At 41.1% G+C, this 18,001-nt stretch carries 17 protein-coding genes; 5 read left to right on the forward strand and 12 right to left on the reverse strand.

Features of this window, described 5'->3' with window-relative positions; translation table 11 throughout:
• Positions 1 to 61 precede the first annotated feature (61 nt).
• Genes deoC through BM176_RS04830 form a run of 3 tightly spaced genes read left to right on the forward strand, consistent with a single transcriptional unit; the run spans position 62 to position 2,331 of the window.
• Positions 62 to 715 carry a deoxyribose-phosphate aldolase gene (gene deoC / locus BM176_RS04820; protein ID WP_090100090.1) on the forward strand — a complete coding sequence of 218 codons (654 nt, stop codon included), beginning with the start codon at positions 62 to 64 and terminating at the stop codon, positions 713 to 715.
• Positions 716 to 725: 10 nt separating this feature from the next.
• A complete protein-coding gene (locus BM176_RS04825) occupies positions 726 to 1,172 on the forward strand; it encodes an SPOR domain-containing protein (protein WP_177230298.1) in 447 nt (148 codons plus the stop codon).
• Positions 1,156 to 2,331, forward strand: a complete 1,176-nt coding sequence (locus tag BM176_RS04830; protein ID WP_090100094.1) for a M20 metallopeptidase family protein — start codon at positions 1,156 to 1,158, stop codon at positions 2,329 to 2,331. Before BM176_RS04825 ends, BM176_RS04830 begins: the two co-directional genes overlap by 17 nt.
• A 191-nt stretch (positions 2,332 to 2,522) precedes the next feature.
• Here BM176_RS04830 and BM176_RS04835 read toward each other — a convergent pair whose 3' ends face one another.
• From BM176_RS04835 to BM176_RS04850, 4 genes are read right to left on the reverse strand one after another with little or no spacing between them, the layout of a single operon-like run.
• Positions 2,523 to 3,188, reverse strand: coding sequence for a hypothetical protein (locus BM176_RS04835; protein WP_090100105.1), 666 nt, complete (start codon positions 3,186 to 3,188; stop codon positions 2,523 to 2,525).
• A gap of 6 nt (positions 3,189 to 3,194) precedes the next feature.
• On the reverse strand, positions 3,195 to 3,566 hold the full coding sequence (locus tag BM176_RS04840; RefSeq protein ID WP_090100107.1) for a GntR family transcriptional regulator: 372 nt from the start codon (positions 3,564 to 3,566) through the stop codon (positions 3,195 to 3,197).
• A gap of 31 nt (positions 3,567 to 3,597) precedes the next feature.
• Positions 3,598 to 4,440: a hypothetical protein gene (locus BM176_RS04845; RefSeq protein WP_090100109.1), complete on the reverse strand. Its 843-nt coding sequence runs from the start codon at positions 4,438 to 4,440 to the stop codon at positions 3,598 to 3,600.
• Positions 4,441 to 5,274 carry an ABC transporter ATP-binding protein gene (locus BM176_RS04850; protein ID WP_090100111.1) on the reverse strand — a complete coding sequence of 278 codons (834 nt, stop codon included), beginning with the start codon at positions 5,272 to 5,274 and terminating at the stop codon, positions 4,441 to 4,443.
• 254 nt (positions 5,275 to 5,528) lie between these two features.
• On the opposite strand from BM176_RS04850, the gene BM176_RS04855 reads away from it, so the two are divergent.
• The gene (locus BM176_RS04855) at positions 5,529 to 6,473 is read left to right on the forward strand and encodes an NAD(P)H-dependent flavin oxidoreductase (RefSeq protein WP_090101651.1); all 945 of its coding nucleotides are present in this window, start codon (positions 5,529 to 5,531) and stop codon (positions 6,471 to 6,473) included.
• A gap of 208 nt (positions 6,474 to 6,681) precedes the next feature.
• Here BM176_RS04855 and BM176_RS04860 read toward each other — a convergent pair whose 3' ends face one another.
• Together BM176_RS04860 and BM176_RS04865 are read right to left on the reverse strand one after the other, a co-directional pair.
• Complete coding sequence (locus BM176_RS04860; protein WP_090100113.1) at positions 6,682 to 7,722, reverse strand: hypothetical protein; 1,041 nt, start codon at positions 7,720 to 7,722, stop codon at positions 6,682 to 6,684.
• Between the two features lie 126 nt (positions 7,723 to 7,848).
• Complete coding sequence (locus BM176_RS04865; RefSeq protein ID WP_090100114.1) at positions 7,849 to 8,841, reverse strand: sugar phosphate nucleotidyltransferase; 993 nt, start codon at positions 8,839 to 8,841, stop codon at positions 7,849 to 7,851.
• 271 nt (positions 8,842 to 9,112) lie between these two features.
• On the opposite strand from BM176_RS04865, the gene glyA reads away from it, so the two are divergent.
• Positions 9,113 to 10,390 carry a serine hydroxymethyltransferase gene (gene glyA, locus BM176_RS04870; RefSeq protein ID WP_090100116.1) on the forward strand — a complete coding sequence of 426 codons (1,278 nt, stop codon included), beginning with the start codon at positions 9,113 to 9,115 and terminating at the stop codon, positions 10,388 to 10,390.
• A 140-nt stretch (positions 10,391 to 10,530) separates the two neighbouring features.
• Here glyA and BM176_RS04875 read toward each other — a convergent pair whose 3' ends face one another.
• The 6 genes from BM176_RS04875 to BM176_RS04900 form a co-directional block, all read right to left on the reverse strand.
• Positions 10,531 to 11,835 carry an ABC transporter permease gene (locus BM176_RS04875; protein WP_090100118.1) on the reverse strand — a complete coding sequence of 435 codons (1,305 nt, stop codon included), beginning with the start codon at positions 11,833 to 11,835 and terminating at the stop codon, positions 10,531 to 10,533.
• A 4-nt stretch (positions 11,836 to 11,839) separates the two neighbouring features.
• Positions 11,840 to 12,760, reverse strand: a complete 921-nt coding sequence (locus tag BM176_RS04880; RefSeq protein WP_090100120.1) for an ABC transporter ATP-binding protein — start codon at positions 12,758 to 12,760, stop codon at positions 11,840 to 11,842.
• 155 nt (positions 12,761 to 12,915) lie between these two features.
• A complete protein-coding gene (locus BM176_RS04885) occupies positions 12,916 to 13,611 on the reverse strand; it encodes a LytR/AlgR family response regulator transcription factor (RefSeq protein WP_090100122.1) in 696 nt (231 codons plus the stop codon).
• Positions 13,608 to 15,107 (reverse strand): sensor histidine kinase, encoded by a 1,500-nt coding sequence (locus BM176_RS04890; RefSeq protein ID WP_218162148.1) that lies wholly within the window; start codon positions 15,105 to 15,107, stop codon positions 13,608 to 13,610. The genes BM176_RS04885 and BM176_RS04890 overlap by 4 nt, the downstream gene beginning before the upstream one ends.
• A gap of 69 nt (positions 15,108 to 15,176) precedes the next feature.
• Entirely contained in the window at positions 15,177 to 16,739 is a 1,563-nt protein-coding gene (locus tag BM176_RS04895; protein ID WP_090100124.1) for an NAD(P)/FAD-dependent oxidoreductase, read from the reverse strand.
• Positions 16,740 to 17,071: 332 nt separating this feature from the next.
• Complete coding sequence (locus BM176_RS04900; RefSeq protein WP_090100126.1) at positions 17,072 to 17,461, reverse strand: DUF3127 domain-containing protein; 390 nt, start codon at positions 17,459 to 17,461, stop codon at positions 17,072 to 17,074.
• Positions 17,462 to 18,001 lie beyond the last annotated feature (540 nt).

Raw genomic sequence — 18,001 nt, forward strand, 5'->3', positions numbered from 1 at the left:
CCGCCAGAAGCCGGTTGTTTGTAGAAAACATATTACTTTCGTAGCAGAAATCTGTCACAATATGTTGCTGAATAAATATATAGACCATACGATTTTAAAACCTACGACTACACTCGATAACATCCGCCAACTGTGTATGGAAGCTGTGGAGTATGATTTTGCAGCGGTATGTATCCCTCCCCCTTTTGTAAAACTGGCCAAAACATTTGTGGGCAATACCAATACCAAAGTAGCAACGGTTACGGGGTTCCCATTCGGATATTCTGCTATTGAGGCCAAAGTAGCCGAAACCGTATTAGCGATCATTGATGAAGCAGATGAACTGGATATGGTTGCCAACCTGCTGGCTATACGCAATGGCGACTGGGAATATCTCGAAAAGGAAATAGCCACCATTATGCCTATTATCCGTAATAAAGGCAAAGTGATCAAAGTGATCATAGAAAGTGGCATATTATTGGAAGAAGAGATCATCAGATGCTGTGGGTTGTATACTAAATACCAGGTGGACTTTGTTAAAACGTCTACCGGTTATGCTGAAAAAGGGGCAACTGTTGCAGCCGTAAAATTGATGCGCGCAAATTTGCCGGCAAATATTCAGATAAAAGCTTCCGGCGGGATTCGTACCTTTGAGTTTGCCAAAGAACTGATAGATGCCGGAGCCACAAGATTAGGATGCAGTGGAAGTGTGGAATTAATGAAGGCATCAGTTTAACCTTATGACAATGAAACAATTAATATTATTATTCTCGGGATTACTGATCGGCGGAATTGCTGCTGCACAGGAAAATGTTCTTGCAGCCAACACTGAAGGTGGTGTTAAAGTAGTAAAAGACAGCCGGCTCGATCTGCTGGTGAGGAAACAGATCTACATTAACACACTGGCAATCCGTAATCAGCCAGGATTCAGGGTACAGATTATTTCCACCAACAAAAGGAATGAGGCCACTGATATGAAAGCAAAAGTAATGCAGTTGTACCCCGAATACCGTACTTACCTTGATTATCAGCCCCCGTACTTCAAAGTACGTATAGGTGACTTTAAATCCCGCGACGAAGCAACGGATTTCCGGGAGAAATTATCTACCAATTTTCCTGGTGGTGTTTTCGTAGTGCCTGCTATTATTAATGTGTCACCAGAGAAAGAATCGGGAAATGAAGAGTCGAATTAAGGAGCTGGCGCATAAATATGCACCGGAATTTATAGGGATCAGACAACACTTACATGCTCATCCAGAGCTCTCTTTTCAGGAATTTGAAACGTCTCAGTTCATACAGCAGAAGCTGGATGAATTTGGTGTTACTTATACTGCCGGCATTGCCGGTACAGGGATAGTAGCGATCATTGAAGGAAAGAACCCATCTTCCAAAATAATTGCTTTACGGGCGGATATGGATGCTCTTCCTATTACGGAGGCGAATGATGTTCCTTATAAATCACAGCATAACGGTGTAATGCATGCCTGTGGGCATGACGTACATACTACTTGTGTACTCGGTGCTACCCGAATTTTACAGGAGCTGAAAGATGAATTTGAGGGGACTATCAAGATACTGTTTCAGCCGGGGGAAGAAAAACATCCTGGCGGGGCCAGTCTGATGATCAAAGACGGTGCATTGGATAATCCACGCCCTGATGCCATTCTGGGAATGCATGTGCAGCCTCCCCTGGAAGCAGGTAAACTAGGCTTTCGCGATGGCAAATATATGGCCAGTGCTGATGAGATTTATATCACCATCAAGGGGAAAGGCGGACATGCCGCTTTACCTCACCTCACGGTAGATACTATTCTCGTTGCTTCTCATCTTGTAGTGAGTTTGCAACAGGTAATCAGCCGTAATACCAACCCTTTCTCTCCTTCTGTACTTAGTATCTGTGCTTTCAATGGCGGCTACACGACCAATGTAATTCCCAGTGAAGTAAAACTGATGGGAACCTTCCGTGCTATGGATGAAACCTGGCGCTTCAAGGCACATGAGATCATCAAAAAACAGGCAACAGAACTGGCACATGCCATGGGAGCTGAAATTGATATTGAGATCCTGGTGGGTTATCCCTGCCTGTATAATAATGAAGCTGTAACAGCCCAGGCCCGCGGACTGGCAGAAGATTACTTGGGGATTGATAAAGTAGAAGATACAGAGATCAGGATGGGAGCAGAAGATTTTGCTTTCTATTCCCAGATAGTGCCTGCCTGCTTTTTCAGGTTAGGGACAGGTAATATTGCCCGTGGTATTACTTCCGGAGTACATACACCAACCTTTGATGTAGATGAAAGTGCTATTGAAGTTGGAATAGGTACAATGGCTTATCTCGCAACACAATTATAAAAATATAGAGAAAATAAATGAGGGTTTGAAGATTGCTTAAACAGAGCATCGCCTCCATCAGTGATCCGAATAAAAAGAGGCTGTATTTCTACGATACAGCCTCTTTTTATTCGGATCAAACTTCAGAAAAAAGTAATTTACTAAACGATCCTCAAGTCGTTTGTTTTTGACCCGTCCTCTTCTTTTATAAACTATTTGATTTCTTTTAACGCTTCCAGGGATCTACCTCTAATTTCAAACACCTTTATACTATCTATCTTCATCGAAGTATATTTATAAGGTATATCATCAGAGATAAATGAACTGTACTTACCCAGTTTCAGATGAAGAGAATCAATTGCAGCCCCTCCATTAATACGTAAATAGTTCTCTGTTCCTCCTGTAAAATGAAATGATCCTATACTTGTTCCTTCCAGAGTAGTGTGGCATGAATCTGCCGATATGATATTTAACCGGGCAAGCTTCATGTCACTCATAATCACATTTGCATTAGATAACAGGATTGTCTGGATATCCGGGCAATATAGGATAACACTCCTATCTTTATATGGCTCCAGAAAAAGTGTATCTCCGTGTTGTGAATACATTAATTGCAGTGTGCTATCCCCAGAATAACTTAACGCGTATTTGTCTGACTTTTTTATTTCTACGTCATAGTTGCCATCACTTTTCATCTGCAATACTCTAGCAGGTTGTAATGCAATTGTATGATGCAGATCGGATTGCAGCTTTTCGTATAGCTCTCCATCTCCCGATTTTCCTCTTTTGAAATTGGCCCATAATACTATGTCTGAGAGCAGCATCAGCAACACAATGAGTGCTACAAAAGAGAGTAATAATTTATTGCCGGTACGCATAGTTAATTATTTGAAATTTGATTTTTTATATTTCTCATAGTGCGTTTTCAATTCATCCAGTTCTATATCCAGCAAGTAAATATTACGGAAGAATTGTGGCAGTTCATTTGCCAGGAAGCGTTCCTTTTTCAGCTGTTTTATTTTCTTACCAGCACTTACAGCAACGAAATAGCCGATACCTCTTTTATTGTAAATAATCTCATACTGCTGAAGATACTCACAGGTACGCATCACCGTATTAGGATTTACTTCCAGCTGTACTGCCAGTTCGCGGACAGAAGGAATACGGTCGTCCGGCTTCCATTTATCCAGTAATATCTGTTCGCATATATGATCTGCAATTTGCAGATATATTGCTTGTGACTCTTTAAATTCCATGATCTGTTTTTTTATCCTACCACACAGTAATTTATATTTCTTTATCTCTCAGTCTGAAATATGCAACTGTCCAAAGTATTGGTGCTACCATATATTTTACCATAAACAGTAATACATCGCGTACCTTTTCCGGCAGCATCAGCATCACATGATTATGATAAATATTACCTGATACCATCACCGTGTAATGTTTCTGTTGTTCTAGTTCTATATTTACACCAACGAAAGGGATATGAGTTCTCCAGTCATCCATATATTTATGAAAAAATATTTGTGCAAATACTGCATGGATCAGGTATAGGGCCAGTACAAATACAATAAAGAAGAACGCTGTTTTTATAAGACTGTATTTATGGAAATAAATGGCTCCCAGGAAAAAGACAGACTGTGCTATGAACCATACAATATAACTCCACTTCCATTCATCAGAATTAAAATGGCGGGTCAGATCATTTTCCATATGAGCACCTGTACGGATACCGATAATAGTATCCAGTACTTTTGCAGCAAGAAAAAATGCCAGGTGATAAACAAGGAGAAAACCTATTGTTGTTATCAGCAGCGTAGTCAGGAATTTTTCCAGATGAGAGGCCGGTAGCAGCAGATAATCTATTCCATGGGGTTTATTACCCAGTTCATTGAATGACATGCTGGTGAATATGAGGCCCGATACATATAATCCTATCAGGTAAAAAGGCACCAGATCACCATAATGAGAAAAATGAGTGTCAGTGATCCCTACGAATATCAGCAGGAGCAATAATAATCCTGTGACCACTACTATTGACATCAGGTAAAAACGGTAATTATCAACCAGGTGCTTTTTTAAGTAAGCACCAAAACGGCCGGCGCTGAGAATATTATTTGCTTGCATTTAGTTGAATATTTTAGAGATCTTTTCAGGTTGATCAAGTACAGCATTAAACAACATTTCCATATCGATGCGGCTTTGTTCCATGCCCGCATTTTCTGTTATTACTGAATGTCCGCGCAGAGAGCTGCTTGCAAACAGTACATCACCCACATCTTCCAAATTGCTTACCGTTTTAAAACATAGTTTATCCGTCACGGCTGCTACATCCTGCTGGAAAATAATTCTATGATCTTCGATGATCACAATATTATTGATCAGGTTATCCAGATCGCGTACCTGGTGTGTGGAGATTACAATACATTTCTCGTCGCTCACTGCAGCAGCAATCACTTTGCGGAACTGGCTTTTAGAAGGAATATCCAGCCCGTTGGTAGGCTCATCCATGATCAGTGCCTTTGTATTGGTAGCCAATGCAAAACTAATCAGCACTTTTTTCTTCTGCCCGTAAGACATATCCGTTATCCGCTGATCCAGTGGGATCTGGAATTCTGACAGATAATTATTGAATGCTTTATTGTCAAAATCCGGATAAAAGGGAGCATATGTTTTTACATAGTTTTTAATGTGCACCTGAGGCAGATAAAACTCTTCCGGTACCATGAACAGGTTCCGCAGGAAATCCGGCTGCCGGTAACGGGCCTCATATCCCATTACCCTGCACACGCCTCCCTGAGGGAAAAGTAATCCAGCCATCTGTTTCAGCAAACTGGATTTGCCTGCGCCATTTTTTCCAAGTAAACCATAGATCTGACCGGCTTCAAGCTGCAGATTCAACCCCTCAAACAAGGGTTTGTTCTTCCTGTAACTGAATGAAAGATTTTGAATAGAGATCATAGTATGTGATTTAGTGCACTACATACCTAGTACACTGTAAATGTAAGGGGTATTTTTTGATATTTCCAAGAGAGGGATAAAAAAATATTTTTCGCTGGAGAGTATTTTGCAGCTATTTGTTAGTTCAAATCCGTGGTTGTTGTTAGAAATTAGCAGTTTAAAGCGAATCTCCATTCAATCATTATCTCTCAGAATTACGATGGTGTTTTTGAGAGATAATGATTGAATTACAGAAATATCCTATTTTCACTTACATGAATCCCGTTACACAACTATTCCACATTCAATATCCCATCATTCAGGCTGGTATGATCTGGGCCAGCGGCTGGCGACTGGCAAGTGCTGTCAGCAATGCGGGCGGGTTAGGTTTGATAGGTGCTGGCAGCATGTACCCCGACGTTTTACAGGAGCATATCGTTAAATGTAAACAGGCCACCTCCAAACCTTTTGGCGTTAACATCCCATTACTCTATCCTGGCGTTGACCGGCTGATTGATATCATTATCCGGGAAGAAGTGCCGGTAGTATTCACCTCTGCCGGTAATCCAAAAACATGGACACCTGCGCTGAAAGCTGCCGGGATCAAAGTTGTACATGTAGTATCCAGTGCTTCTTTTGCAAAAAAGAGTGAAGCTGCAGGCGTAGATGCTGTGGTAGCAGAAGGATTTGAAGCAGGTGGGCATAACGGAAGAGAAGAAACAACAACCCTGGTACTGATTCCTGCGGTATGTGAACAAGTAAATATTCCCGTGATTGCAGCAGGTGGTATTGCCTCAGGAAAATCAATGGCTGCAGCATTTGCATTAGGTGCTACGGGCGTACAGATAGGCAGCCGGTTCGTTGCTACGCCGGAGGCGTCTTCCCATCCTCTCTTTAAACAGGCTATTCTTGATGCAGGAGAAGGAGATACTGCGCTTACAATGAAAAAATTAACACCGGTACGTTTACTGAAAAATCACTTTTACGAAGCAGTTAAAGCTGCTGAAGATAATGGTGCTGATAAGGAAACACTCGCTACACTTCTGGGGCGTGCCAGGGCAAAAACCGGTATGTTTGAAGGACATCTTGCAGAGGGGGAATTGGAAATCGGGCAGGTAAGTGCATTGATTAACGCCATTCAACCTGCAGCAGAGATAGTGGCTGAAATATGGGCTGAGTTTGAATTCACCCGGAAAATGCTTTCCGCATTAAAGTTCTGATGATTCGATTTTGTAAATTCTTGTAGTGACTCTTATATCGATTCTGTAAGCCTGATCATTTATGATTATTCTTATAACCGTTGTTTTATATTCCTTTATCGGTTCTGTAAGCCTGATCTATAATGGTCATGCTGATGATCTTTATTGATTTTGTAAGGCCAGATCTTTCACGAGGCCCTGATCTTACAAAACGCCGGCTCTTTTATAATTATTCTTTCATCGATTTTGCAAAATTCTTAATATCCTGATTTCTGATCTTTTTAAAACCCACCATTGATTTTCCCATTTGGGGAATCAGTGAAAAGCCCCATGCCTGGAACATCTCATCGCTGATATCTGTGTGGCACAATGGCATTCCGTTAACAGGGTCAAACACTACCGGAACATTCACTTCCATACTGGGGTAGTTCATATCAAATGTGGAAAATACTCCTGCCGGAATGTAGGCAATTGCACTACCATCAAATGTATCCTTTTTAAATAGCTCATCCAGTTCTTCTTTGCTAACAAAACGGATGGGATAAGGGTAATCACTCTTTGCCATTGATTCTACAAAATCATCATCCAGCCAGTTTTTGCACAATACCAATGTCTTATCCTTCAGGTACATCGCATTGTGTTTTATTTCCTGCTGCATACTGCGTTCCGGCCGTCCTCCCAGTTGCTCGGTAAAAACATAAGTCGCCAGGCGAAGTCCTACGGCGAGATCAGTATAATCAGGGAACCTGTCAGACATGTTTTGAATATAGAACGGATATTGCACATCGTTCTCTATAAAATACATGTTGATTACGGGAACACTGAGGTCTTTATTGTCGAATTTCCAGGAGAGGGAGGAAGTGTAGGTACGGGCATATTTGGAACGCCGCGACCTGCTGCCGGGTTTCACTTTCATTGACTGGCAGTCGAATACGATATAGTTCCGGTTATTTCTTGTGCGCAACCGCGCCACCTCTTTTTCTGTTTTCTGCTCTACAGTGATAGCGCCATTCAAGGCCCAGTACTGCTTAACTACTTCCGGGAAATCCCGGTTTAATTGCTTAATAGCCTGCTTATAATCAGCCACCTGATCAGGAGCTTTTTGTCTCAGCAACTTTATTATCTTTTTGTCCGGCCGTTCTTTTACCACAATAAAGCTGGTCCGTTTCTTCATTTTCTCTATATCCTTCGTTTTTACGAACTGTGCTGAGGCATTAACTACTGATAATATGAGGCTTAAACCAAGCAAGGCGGACAGGATGCCTTTCATAGGATATTTAATTTAAACCTTATGGCAAATATAATGTTTTAAAAATACCTAATATGTAGAAATACGCCTACAATTGTATTAATAATATAGGGATTAAAAAAGGCCCCTTACGGAGCCTTCATAACTTTAACCAAGATCTATTTCAGTATTATCCCCAATATTCAGGCTCTGGCTGAGTCCGCGGATATTGGCATCGCTACCGATAAGGGAGGATTTAAGTACAACTTCATATAAATTGCTGAAAGAGCCGATAATAGAATCTTTCACGATAGAATAATTGATCACGGTATTATCGCCAATGGCCACGTTAGGGCCAATAATAGAATTTTTGATATTACATCCCTCTCCGATACTTACCGGGGGAATGATGATCGTATTCTCATAAGGCAACACAGGATTATTAGCCAGCTTATATTTGCTTAACAGAATGGCATTGGTTTCCAGCAGGGTATCTTTACGCCCGCAGTCGAACCAGTTACTTACCTTAAATGGTTTGAACACCACTCCATGTTCTATCATGCACTGCAGCGCATCCGTTAGCTGAAACTCATCATGCGACTTCTTATGCTCCAGCATATTTTTCTCAAGGCAATCATACAGCTGCGATGTTTCCTTGATCTTATAGACACCCACCAACGCCAGATTCGACTTAGGGATCTGTGGTTTCTCCACTACTTTACAAATATCTCCGCCATCACTTAGTTCTGCTACGCCAAAGTTGCGTGGATCATCCACCTTTTTAAGTCCCAGCAGGGAGATAGGTGAATTGATCAGCTCCTGGAAGTTTCCTTCACAAATGGTATCCCCTAATACAATCAGTATTTCATCGTCTTTTACCACATTCCGGGTAAGTAATATAGCATGTCCTGTGCCTTCACGACTATTCTGCTGCACAAAATGGCAGGTGAGATGCGGATATTTTTTCAGTATATAATCCTGGATTTTTTCGCCCAGATAACCTACTACAAAAACAAATTCCGTAATGCCGGCGTCTACCAGCTGATCGACTATTATACTGAGTATGGTTTTTCCCGCCAGGGGAATTAATGCTTTAGGCTGTGTATATGTATGCGGTCGTAGCTTGGTGCCAGCACCGGCAACTGGTATAATGGCCTTCATGTAAGCAATAATTAGATTTAGATGTTGATTCTCTTCTCGTCCTGAGCGCGTGAAGGTAGTACAAATTTTAAAAAATCCATAGTTGTCATCAGCCGGTACGTTTCAATAATAACGGGGCTGCGGACAGTTTAAACCATTGATAATATAGTGATCAATAGTATATATAACTATATCATGTCATTTATATAGGAAAAATATCTACAAACTATCCTTTAATGTCTATGGACTATTCACAAATTCGATTACCTTTGCAGCAAATTTTCAACATACAATGCAAAGAGATCAGCAAATATTTAATATCATCGGCCAGGAGCTGGAGCGTCAGCGTCATGGCATAGAATTGATCGCATCGGAAAACTTTACCAGTCTGCAGGTTATTCAGGCCATGGGAACCGTTCTGACCAATAAATATGCAGAAGGCTATCCGGGACGTAGATATTATGGTGGCTGTGAAATTGTGGACATGAGCGAACAGCTTGCAATAGACAGGGCTAAAGAAATCTTCGGTGCTGAATATGCTAACGTACAACCTCACTCCGGTGCACAGGCGAATGCAGCAGTAATGCTGGCAATTTTAAAACCAGGTGATAAAATCCTGGGACTGGATCTGAGCATGGGCGGACATCTTACACATGGTTCTCCTGTAAACTTCTCAGGTAAACTGTACCAGCCTTTCTCCTATGGTGTAAATAAAGAGACCGGTCTTGTTGAGTACGATAAAATGGAAGAAATTGCCATGCGCGAAAAGCCAAAGCTGATCGTATGCGGTGCTTCTGCTTATAGCCGCGACTGGGATTACAAACGTATCCGCGAGATCGCTGATGCTGTTGGTGCTTTCGTAATGGCAGATATCGCCCACCCGGCCGGACTGATTGCGAAAGGTTTACTGACTTCTCCTTTCGAACATTGTCATTTCGTTACTACTACTACACATAAAACATTACGTGGGCCCCGCGGTGGTTTAATCCTGCTGGGTAAAGATTTCGAAAATCCATTTGGCCTGAAAACACCAAAAGGTGAAATCCGCATGATGAGCTCCCTGCTGGATACAGCTGTATTCCCTGGAATCCAGGGTGGTCCGCTGGAACACGTGATAGCAGCCAAAGCAGTTTCCTTCTTCGAAATCCTGACTGACGAATACGGCGATTACGCTAAACAGATCATCAAAAATGCCCAGGCTATGTCCAAAGCATTTGTAAGTAAAGGATACGAAATCGTATCTGGCGGTACAGATAACCATCTGATGCTGATAGATCTGCGTAACAAAAACATTTCCGGTAAAAAAGCAGAACAGGCACTTGTGAAAGCAGATATCACCGTGAACAAAAACATGGTACCGTTTGATGATAAATCAGCTTTCGTTACTTCAGGGATCCGTATAGGTGTTCCTGCTATCACTTCCCGTGGTATGACTGAAGGACATATGGAACAGGTAGTATCCTGGATCGATGAACTGCTGATGGATGCTGATAATGAAGCTAAGATTACTTCTATTAGAGGTGCGGTGAACGACTTCATGAAGCAGTTCTCTTTGTATCCTGAATTGTAGTATTAAATACCACAAGATTGAAACATAGTCAATGATTTGTTGACTAGTATAATTAAAAAAGCCTGTAGCGGAAGTCCGCTACAGGCTTTTTTAATCGGGCCCCTGATGGAGTAAGCAATTCTCCGGCCCTTCATTTATTTTTAATTTCTTTTTCCGATCCATTTAAGGGCTTCCTTCCACGTGATTTTCTTTCCATACATCAATATACCTGTACGATAAATCTTCCCAGCCACCCAGGTAGTACCTAAAAATCCAAGGATCAGTAATACCATCGACAATATCAACTGCCAATAAGGAACGGTCCCTGGAACACCATAGGGTAATCTTGCCATCATCACCATCGGCGAAGTGAATGGAATAATACTTCCCCAGAAAGCTAAGGTACTGTCAGGATTATTCACAGCAGAGATCATCACCATAATTCCTATAATAATAGGCAGTGTTACAGGAAAGGTCAGTGACTGTGCATCTGTAGGATCTTCATTCACCAGGCTTCCTACAGCTGCAAATAATGCAGAGTAGAAAAGATAACCTCCCAGGAAATAAAATACAAAACAACCAATAACGAGTGTCCAGTTAATACTTCCCAATACATACTGGATCTTTTCAAATGCTTCGATAGCTGCAGTATTACCACCTCCCTGCATCATGCCACCCTGACTGGCAGCATGGATCGTATCTGCCGAAAAGAATAACGGTAATACCAATTGGATACAGATGATCAGTGCCACCCATATCAGGAACTGCAACAGTCCTACACCGGCAATACCGATAATCTTTCCCATCATCAGTTGAAAAGGTTTTACGCTTGATATCATCACTTCCGCAATACGACTTACTTTTTCTTCCATCACTCCACGCATCACAGCCATCCCAAAGAACATGAGAATAATATAAATGATGAATCCACTTGCATATCCAACACCATAAGCCACTGCAGAATTGCCTTTCTTACCGTCAGTACTGGATTTAAAATCGATACTGATATCTGACTTTGCTGCATTCAGCTTACTTCTGTCAATGCCTGATTCTTCTAGTCTCTTCTCTTCTATAATATCATTTATATGCCGGGTAATCCCTTTTTCCACACTAATACCTGGTTGTCCGCTGCTGTAATAAGTAATACCCGACGGACGTTTGATATCTATATCCGGAATGTATAGTAAGCCTGAATAACCGTATTCCTCATACTTAAAAGTATCTGCGCGTGTATTTTCAAGGTACTTGTAATAGATGCCATTATCATCAGGGAAATGATTAAAAAACAGATGGCTTTCATCAATAACGGCGATGCGTTTTGTATCTTTTGAGCTGGTGGCTACCAGGATAGGAATGATGAGCAGTGCAGCAAAAAGGAGCGGCATCAGCAACGTTATCACCAGGAAGGAACGCTTGCGTACCCGTGTTGTAAATTCTCTTTTTATAATGAGCAGGACCTTATTCATATAATTAGTTTAGTGGTTGTTCCATCTCCTGGACTTTGTTGATGAAAACTTCATTGATGGAAGGCAGGATCTCCTGGAAATAAGTAATGGGAATTTCATGTTTGATAAAGTGCATCAGGATATCATTGGTGGTACTGCCTTCACTCAATTTCACTGTATATGCATGGTCTTCCTGTTTAATAATACTGAAGTGCCAGGTGGCCATCTGAGCAAAGTTGGGCATCGTACCTACACCAATGCGGAACAGGTGTTGTTTAAAATCATGCCTGATCTGTTTCACTTCTCCATCCAGTATTTTCTGTCCTTTATTGACAAGGATGATCCTGTCACAAATTTCTTCTACCTGCTCCATGCGATGGGTAGAAAAAATGATGGTGGTACCTTTTTGGCTTAGGTCAAATATTTCCTGCTTGATGAGATTTGAGTTGATAGGGTCCAGACCGGAGAAGGGTTCGTCCAGGATCAGTAGAGAAGGGCTATGCATGATGGTAGAGATGAATTGTACCTTTTGCTGCATGCCTTTACTCAGCTCTTCTACTTTCTTGTTGTACCATGCATTAATCTCGAACTTGTCGAACCAGTATTTGATTTTCTCTTTAGCTTCCTTTTCACGCAACCCCTTTAATTGTGCCAGGTATAGTACCTGCTCCCCCACTTTCATCTTTTTATACAGGCCTCTTTCTTCCGGCATATAGCCGATAGACCGGATATCCCGGTCAGGATCAAAGCGATGGCCATCAAATAATATTTCACCCTGATCCGGATAAAAGATCCCGGTGATCATACGTAGTAGTGTAGTTTTGCCGGCGCCATTAGGGCCAAGCAATCCAAAGATGCTGCCCCGGGGTATAACAAAGCTGATATCATCTACAGCCTTATGCGTTGCATAGTCTTTTCGCAGGTTTTTAACTTCAATGAGGTTCATATATTAAATGTAAAGCAAAAAAATCGGCTGTAAAAGCAGGTTCATCAAAAATGCTGTTATCAGTGTTCAAACAAGCATCTTAGTTTGTCTTTACATTCTGTTTATCAGGATCTAATAGAAGATCCCGGTATTTTTATTTGTAGGTCTATCGAATTTTACCCTCTCAGAATTTTCCCTACTTCATCTGCATATGCCGCGCCAATACTCACGGGCACGGAGCCTATGTATAAACAATTTCTGTCTGCCTTTTCTATTTTATTATTGGCGACAATAAAAGAACGGTGCACGCGGGTAAACTGTGCAGGAGGCAGCAAGGCCAACGCTTCCTGCATAGACAGGCGGGAAAGGAGCCGCTTGTCTTTCATTACAAAACTGATATAATTACCCGCACTTTCCAGGTACAATATTTCGTTCAGCGGTAGTTTATATTGTTCATACCCGCTTTTTATTACGATATAAGTGGGAGTATCCTGTCTGCTACTGTTCTGCATTAATTCCAGTAACGCTTTTGCTTTATTACAGGCCTTTGAAAACCGTTCTGAAGAAAAGGGTTTCAGCAGATAATCAATTGCATCCAGTTCAAAGCTTTGTACAGCATGTTCGGAATAGGCAGTGGTGAAGATGACTAAAGGAGCACCAGGCAGCACAGTCATCAGTTCCAGTCCTGAAATATCCGGCATTTTTATATCAAGAAAAACAAGGTCTGTTTTTTCCTTTTTTAAGTAAGCAAGCGCTTCATAGGGATCTGTAAAAGATCCTTTCATTTCAAGAAAAGGCACCTGTTGTGCATGTGTGCTGATGACAGATAAAGCGACCTGTTCATCATCAATAGCAATTGCATTTATTTTCATACTATCTGGATCGTGAGATGTACAAAAAACTCTGTTCCTGTTTCACGGATACTCAGCTCATGCCTGTCGGGATATAATAAAGCCAGACGCTGCCGTACATTATTCAAACCTATGCCCATGCTATCTTCTATATCGCTACTCCTGTTGAGATGTATAGTATTATAAACATCAAAATAGATTTTATCTGATGTACATGATAAGGATACTGCAATACGAGATCTGTTCCGTTGGCTCACTCCATATTTAAATGCATTTTCTACAAAAGGTATTAGTAACATTGGAGCTATCTCATGTTCACAATTTGTTTCATTAATATTTACTTCAATGAGTATATCCGGCGAACCCTGTGTACGAAGGCGTTGCAGTACGATATAGTTTTGGAGATATGCAATTTCTTTATCCAGTGGAATACTTTCAAGTACATTATCATGCAACATAAAGCGCATCATATCTCCCAGCTTCTGAATACCTTCTCCGGTAGCGACTGCTTTTTCCTGCAGGGCTGTACCATATAATGTATTCAGTGCATTAAATAAAAAGTGGGGGTTGATCTGCCAGCGTAGAAAATCCAGTCCTGCCTCTGAATGATCCAGTGCTTTCTGCAAACCTTTGAATGCGATTGTTCGCTGATGACGTGCCCGGTAGATCCACCATGAAATCGGTAGTATTACTGCTATTTCGATAGCATATACGGCCAGCATAACAGGAATAATTATCTGTGCCAAATGACGATCTACCAAGGCTATAAATATTGCCAATACGAATCCTGTGAGAGAAATAAAGACCAATTCACGTGCCAGTTCCCGTTTGTTTTTATGCCGTTCGTAATTCGGATAGGTTTTGTATTGGCATATGAAATAAATGAACCCATAATAAATACCAATAAAGAAGAAGACTATCATCTCTCTTTTCCCTTCACCAGCCATGCAGATCATTAACAGCACCAGCATTGCCAGTATCACCACCAGCTCTGTTCTTATTTCTCTAAACCACGGTTTAGTGATTATGTTTCTATGCACGAAGTCAAAATACAAACGTCGCACAGCATAATATAATGCGTAAACAGTTGAATAAAATGTGGTGATAATAAATGCATATTTTACACAATGGGAATATACGCCCCTTACGGTTTTGTATACACCAAACAGGTATCCGAAATACCATGTGTAAGCGATCATTATTGTAAGGAATACTATACCTATGGTGCCCCCCAATAATAATACACCAATAAAGAAACGTTGCCTTTCAAGATATACGGGTACTATACGGGCATGAATGAACAGGAAAGCTGCATATATAATTGTTATATGTGCCAGCAATGGTAACAGGTAATGTTTATAATAATCAAATACCTGATTGTAGTGCTCGAATTTGTATCCATATTCATGTTGCAGTTCAAATACATTATTACCAATGCTTCTGGCAACTAACATGAATATGATTAACAGGTAAATACCTGTGGCGGCAGCAAGCTCTGTTTTTCTGAATTGATTCATGAGGATTAAACTTTCAGCAATGATAATTATCCCTTACGCACTTTTTTAATATATGTGACTAAAGTATAATTATCGGGTGTAAAAACCTATGATCATCTCTGCTACACGCTCTCCATCCATTGCAGCAGATACAATACCACCAGCATAACCAGCACCTTCTCCACATGGATATAACCCACTGATTTGCGGATGCATGAGGGTATCATCATTCCTTGGTATGCGTACCGGCGAAGATGTGCGTGATTCTGTTGCTACTACAATAGCATCTTCTGTATAATATCCTCTCATCTTTTTTCCGAATGCCTGAAATGCTTTTGCCAGCCGGTTATGTACACTCGCTGGCAATACTTCACGCAGGTTGGTACTATTTACGCCGGGAAGATAAGAGCAGGAAGGCAATGACCCGGATACTTTACTACGAACAAAATCAGTCATGCGCTGAGCGGGCGCAACAAATTGTCCGCCTCCGGCATTAAAAGAATCCTGTTCTACCATTTGCTGATAATACATAGCGGACAGTGGACCTTTATCTGCAAAAGGAATGAAGTCTGTTTCATCTACTGTTACCACCATACCGGAATTGGCATAGGGGTTATCCCGTTTGGATGGTGACCAGCCATTTACGACAAGTTCTCCCGGATCTGTAGCAGCAGGTGCGATGATTCCGCCCGGGCACATACAAAATGAAAATACACCACGGCCATCTACCTGTTCTACCAGGCTGTAACTGGCAGGCGGCAAGAGTTCATCGCGTAAAGGATTATGATATTGTGCGCTGTCAATTAATTCCTGCGGATGTTCTATTCTCACACCCAGTGCAAAAGGTTTGGCACTTATTAATATATTCTTTTGTGCTAATAAACGAAAAATATCTCTGGCAGAGTGACCGGTTGCAAGAACGACCTGTTCGGCAGTATATGTTTGTCCGGTAGCCGTTTGCACGCCGGTTACCTGATTGTTCTTTACATGAATATCAGTGACCTTCTGTTCAAAGTGTACGGCACCTCCACTATTCTCAATCTGTTCACGCATAGCAATAATGATATGCGGAAGTTTGTTAGTTCCGATATGAGGATGTGCATCATACATTATTTTTTCAGTTGCCCCGAAATGAACAAAGATGCTGAGTATCCTGTTGATGTCACCTCTTTTATTGGAACGGGTATATAATTTCCCATCAGAATAGGTTCCCGCCCCACCTTCCCCAAAACAATAGTTTGAATCGGGATTTATGGTGCCTGTTTTATTTAATGCTGCCAGATCCCGGCGACGGGCCCTAACATCTTTCCCTCTTTCAAGAACTATCGGTTTAATACCGGATTCTATTAGTCGCAGAGCAGCAAATAATCCCGCAGGGCCGGCACCAATAACAATTGCAGCCGGGGCATCTGCAGGCAGTGTATCATATAGAGGTATGACCCTTTCGCGTTCAACAAAAGGTTCATCAATAAATACTTTGACTGTCAGCATAAAATACACTTGCCTGGAACGTGCGTCAATAGAGCGTTTCAGCAAATGAAAACCCGTGATGGTTGTTCTTTTTATGCCAATAGCAGCAGCGGCTTGTGTAATAATAGCATCATCAGATGCGGCCTGGGAAGGCAGGAGTTTGAGAGAGATTTGCTGTATCATACTGAAGGTTAGGTATTTATCCTAAAACACTGCGAAGATAATGATTTTCGTTATGATCCCATTACGGGGGCTTGCACTAAGTATTGTTACCTATTACAGATAAGGAATGTGGGGCGACAAAGTGATAGTAATGTAGAAATATATGGGGATTGGTTTAATCTGATGGTTACATTATATATTAAAGCATCTACCAGTTATTGTTTATAAGAGAGCACGCAGGATCTACCTGGTGAAAGATTCCGGGGAGATAAAACCGTAAATACAAAACGGGTACCTGGATTATCACAGGTACCCGCTAAGATATTTTGTTAATGAGTTGTTATTGCAACGTCTTAAAACGGCAGATCATCTGCCTGTGAACTACTACTTCCTGAAGATACTTCCTGAGATGTATTGTAATTCGGCTGAGGATCAGTTGTCGGACCGCCTGCAACTACAGACTCCATGCGCCATGCATCCAGGTTGGTGATGTAGTTAACACGACCATCTTTTTCCCAGCGGGTACCTCTTATATTAAAGTACACCTTTACGGTTTCGCCTTCATTAAAACGGTCTACGATAGCGGTTCTATCCTGTACCGCCTGGAACTTGATAAAGTTGTTTATAACACGGCCATTGATATCATCAGACTTTTCGATAACGAATTCCCGTGTCTTAAAGGTTTCGCTACGTTGCATCGTATTATACTTCACGATCAGCTTTCCGGTTATTTCAAAACTCATATAAAAAATTTTAACTGTTCTAGAGGGCCAAAGATAGGTTTTTTAAAAGAAGTGACACGCAATAAAATTTAAAACAATTAGTTATCAGTAGTGTAAGGAAAATACAGGCGCGTATATAAGAAATTTGCATGGTATTTGCATTGTTAAAGCACATTTTTTTAAGTGCAATTACTAACATAGTTTTGCACGCCCCAGGGGAATTATTAACATCGGGTATAGCCATAAAAGATGGTTTATTATCCTGTTTGTTATCATACAATATTATTTTATCTGTAAGTATACATATCTATGGGAAACGAGGTAATGCCAACTAGAAAGGCCTGTATATCAAAGCAGTGTGGTACTATATTTTATCTTATTAAAAAGACAACAAAAACAGCGTGATAACAATGAACAAAAGGGCAAAAATCATAGGCGACGATCTGTAATCAGGGAATCAAAAACAAGGGGAGATAAATTTTTTTTTTCAACATTTTCTACAGATATTCGTCGTCCTGTCTGAAAAATCTCTCAACTCCCCACGTTGACTGATTTTAATTT

The organism is Chitinophaga sp. CF118, assembly GCF_900112615.1.
Lineage (GTDB): Bacteria > Bacteroidota > Bacteroidia > Chitinophagales > Chitinophagaceae > Chitinophaga.

What these genes read in the sequence shown, in the direction of transcription:
- deoC (WP_090100090.1), top strand. Translation starts at nt 62, where the DNA reads ATGTTGCTGAATAAATATATAGACCATACGATTTTAAAACCTACGACT.
- BM176_RS04825 (WP_177230298.1), top strand. Translation starts at nt 726, where the DNA reads ATGAAACAATTAATATTATTATTCTCGGGATTACTGATCGGCGGAATT.
- BM176_RS04830 (WP_090100094.1), top strand. Translation starts at nt 1,156, where the DNA reads ATGAAGAGTCGAATTAAGGAGCTGGCGCATAAATATGCACCGGAATTT.
- BM176_RS04835 (WP_090100105.1), bottom strand. Translation starts at nt 3,188, where the DNA reads ATGCGTACCGGCAATAAATTATTACTCTCTTTTGTAGCACTCATTGTG.
- BM176_RS04840 (WP_090100107.1), bottom strand. Translation starts at nt 3,566, where the DNA reads ATGGAATTTAAAGAGTCACAAGCAATATATCTGCAAATTGCAGATCAT.
- BM176_RS04845 (WP_090100109.1), bottom strand. Translation starts at nt 4,440, where the DNA reads ATGCAAGCAAATAATATTCTCAGCGCCGGCCGTTTTGGTGCTTACTTA.
- BM176_RS04850 (WP_090100111.1), bottom strand. Translation starts at nt 5,274, where the DNA reads ATGATCTCTATTCAAAATCTTTCATTCAGTTACAGGAAGAACAAACCC.
- BM176_RS04855 (WP_090101651.1), top strand. Translation starts at nt 5,529, where the DNA reads ATGAATCCCGTTACACAACTATTCCACATTCAATATCCCATCATTCAG.
- BM176_RS04860 (WP_090100113.1), bottom strand. Translation starts at nt 7,722, where the DNA reads ATGAAAGGCATCCTGTCCGCCTTGCTTGGTTTAAGCCTCATATTATCA.
- BM176_RS04865 (WP_090100114.1), bottom strand. Translation starts at nt 8,841, where the DNA reads ATGAAGGCCATTATACCAGTTGCCGGTGCTGGCACCAAGCTACGACCG.
- glyA (WP_090100116.1), top strand. Translation starts at nt 9,113, where the DNA reads ATGCAAAGAGATCAGCAAATATTTAATATCATCGGCCAGGAGCTGGAG.
- BM176_RS04875 (WP_090100118.1), bottom strand. Translation starts at nt 11,835, where the DNA reads ATGAATAAGGTCCTGCTCATTATAAAAAGAGAATTTACAACACGGGTA.
- BM176_RS04880 (WP_090100120.1), bottom strand. Translation starts at nt 12,760, where the DNA reads ATGAACCTCATTGAAGTTAAAAACCTGCGAAAAGACTATGCAACGCAT.
- BM176_RS04885 (WP_090100122.1), bottom strand. Translation starts at nt 13,611, where the DNA reads ATGAAAATAAATGCAATTGCTATTGATGATGAACAGGTCGCTTTATCT.
- BM176_RS04890 (WP_218162148.1), bottom strand. Translation starts at nt 15,107, where the DNA reads ATGAATCAATTCAGAAAAACAGAGCTTGCTGCCGCCACAGGTATTTAC.
- BM176_RS04895 (WP_090100124.1), bottom strand. Translation starts at nt 16,739, where the DNA reads ATGATACAGCAAATCTCTCTCAAACTCCTGCCTTCCCAGGCCGCATCT.
- BM176_RS04900 (WP_090100126.1), bottom strand. Translation starts at nt 17,461, where the DNA reads ATGAGTTTTGAAATAACCGGAAAGCTGATCGTGAAGTATAATACGATG.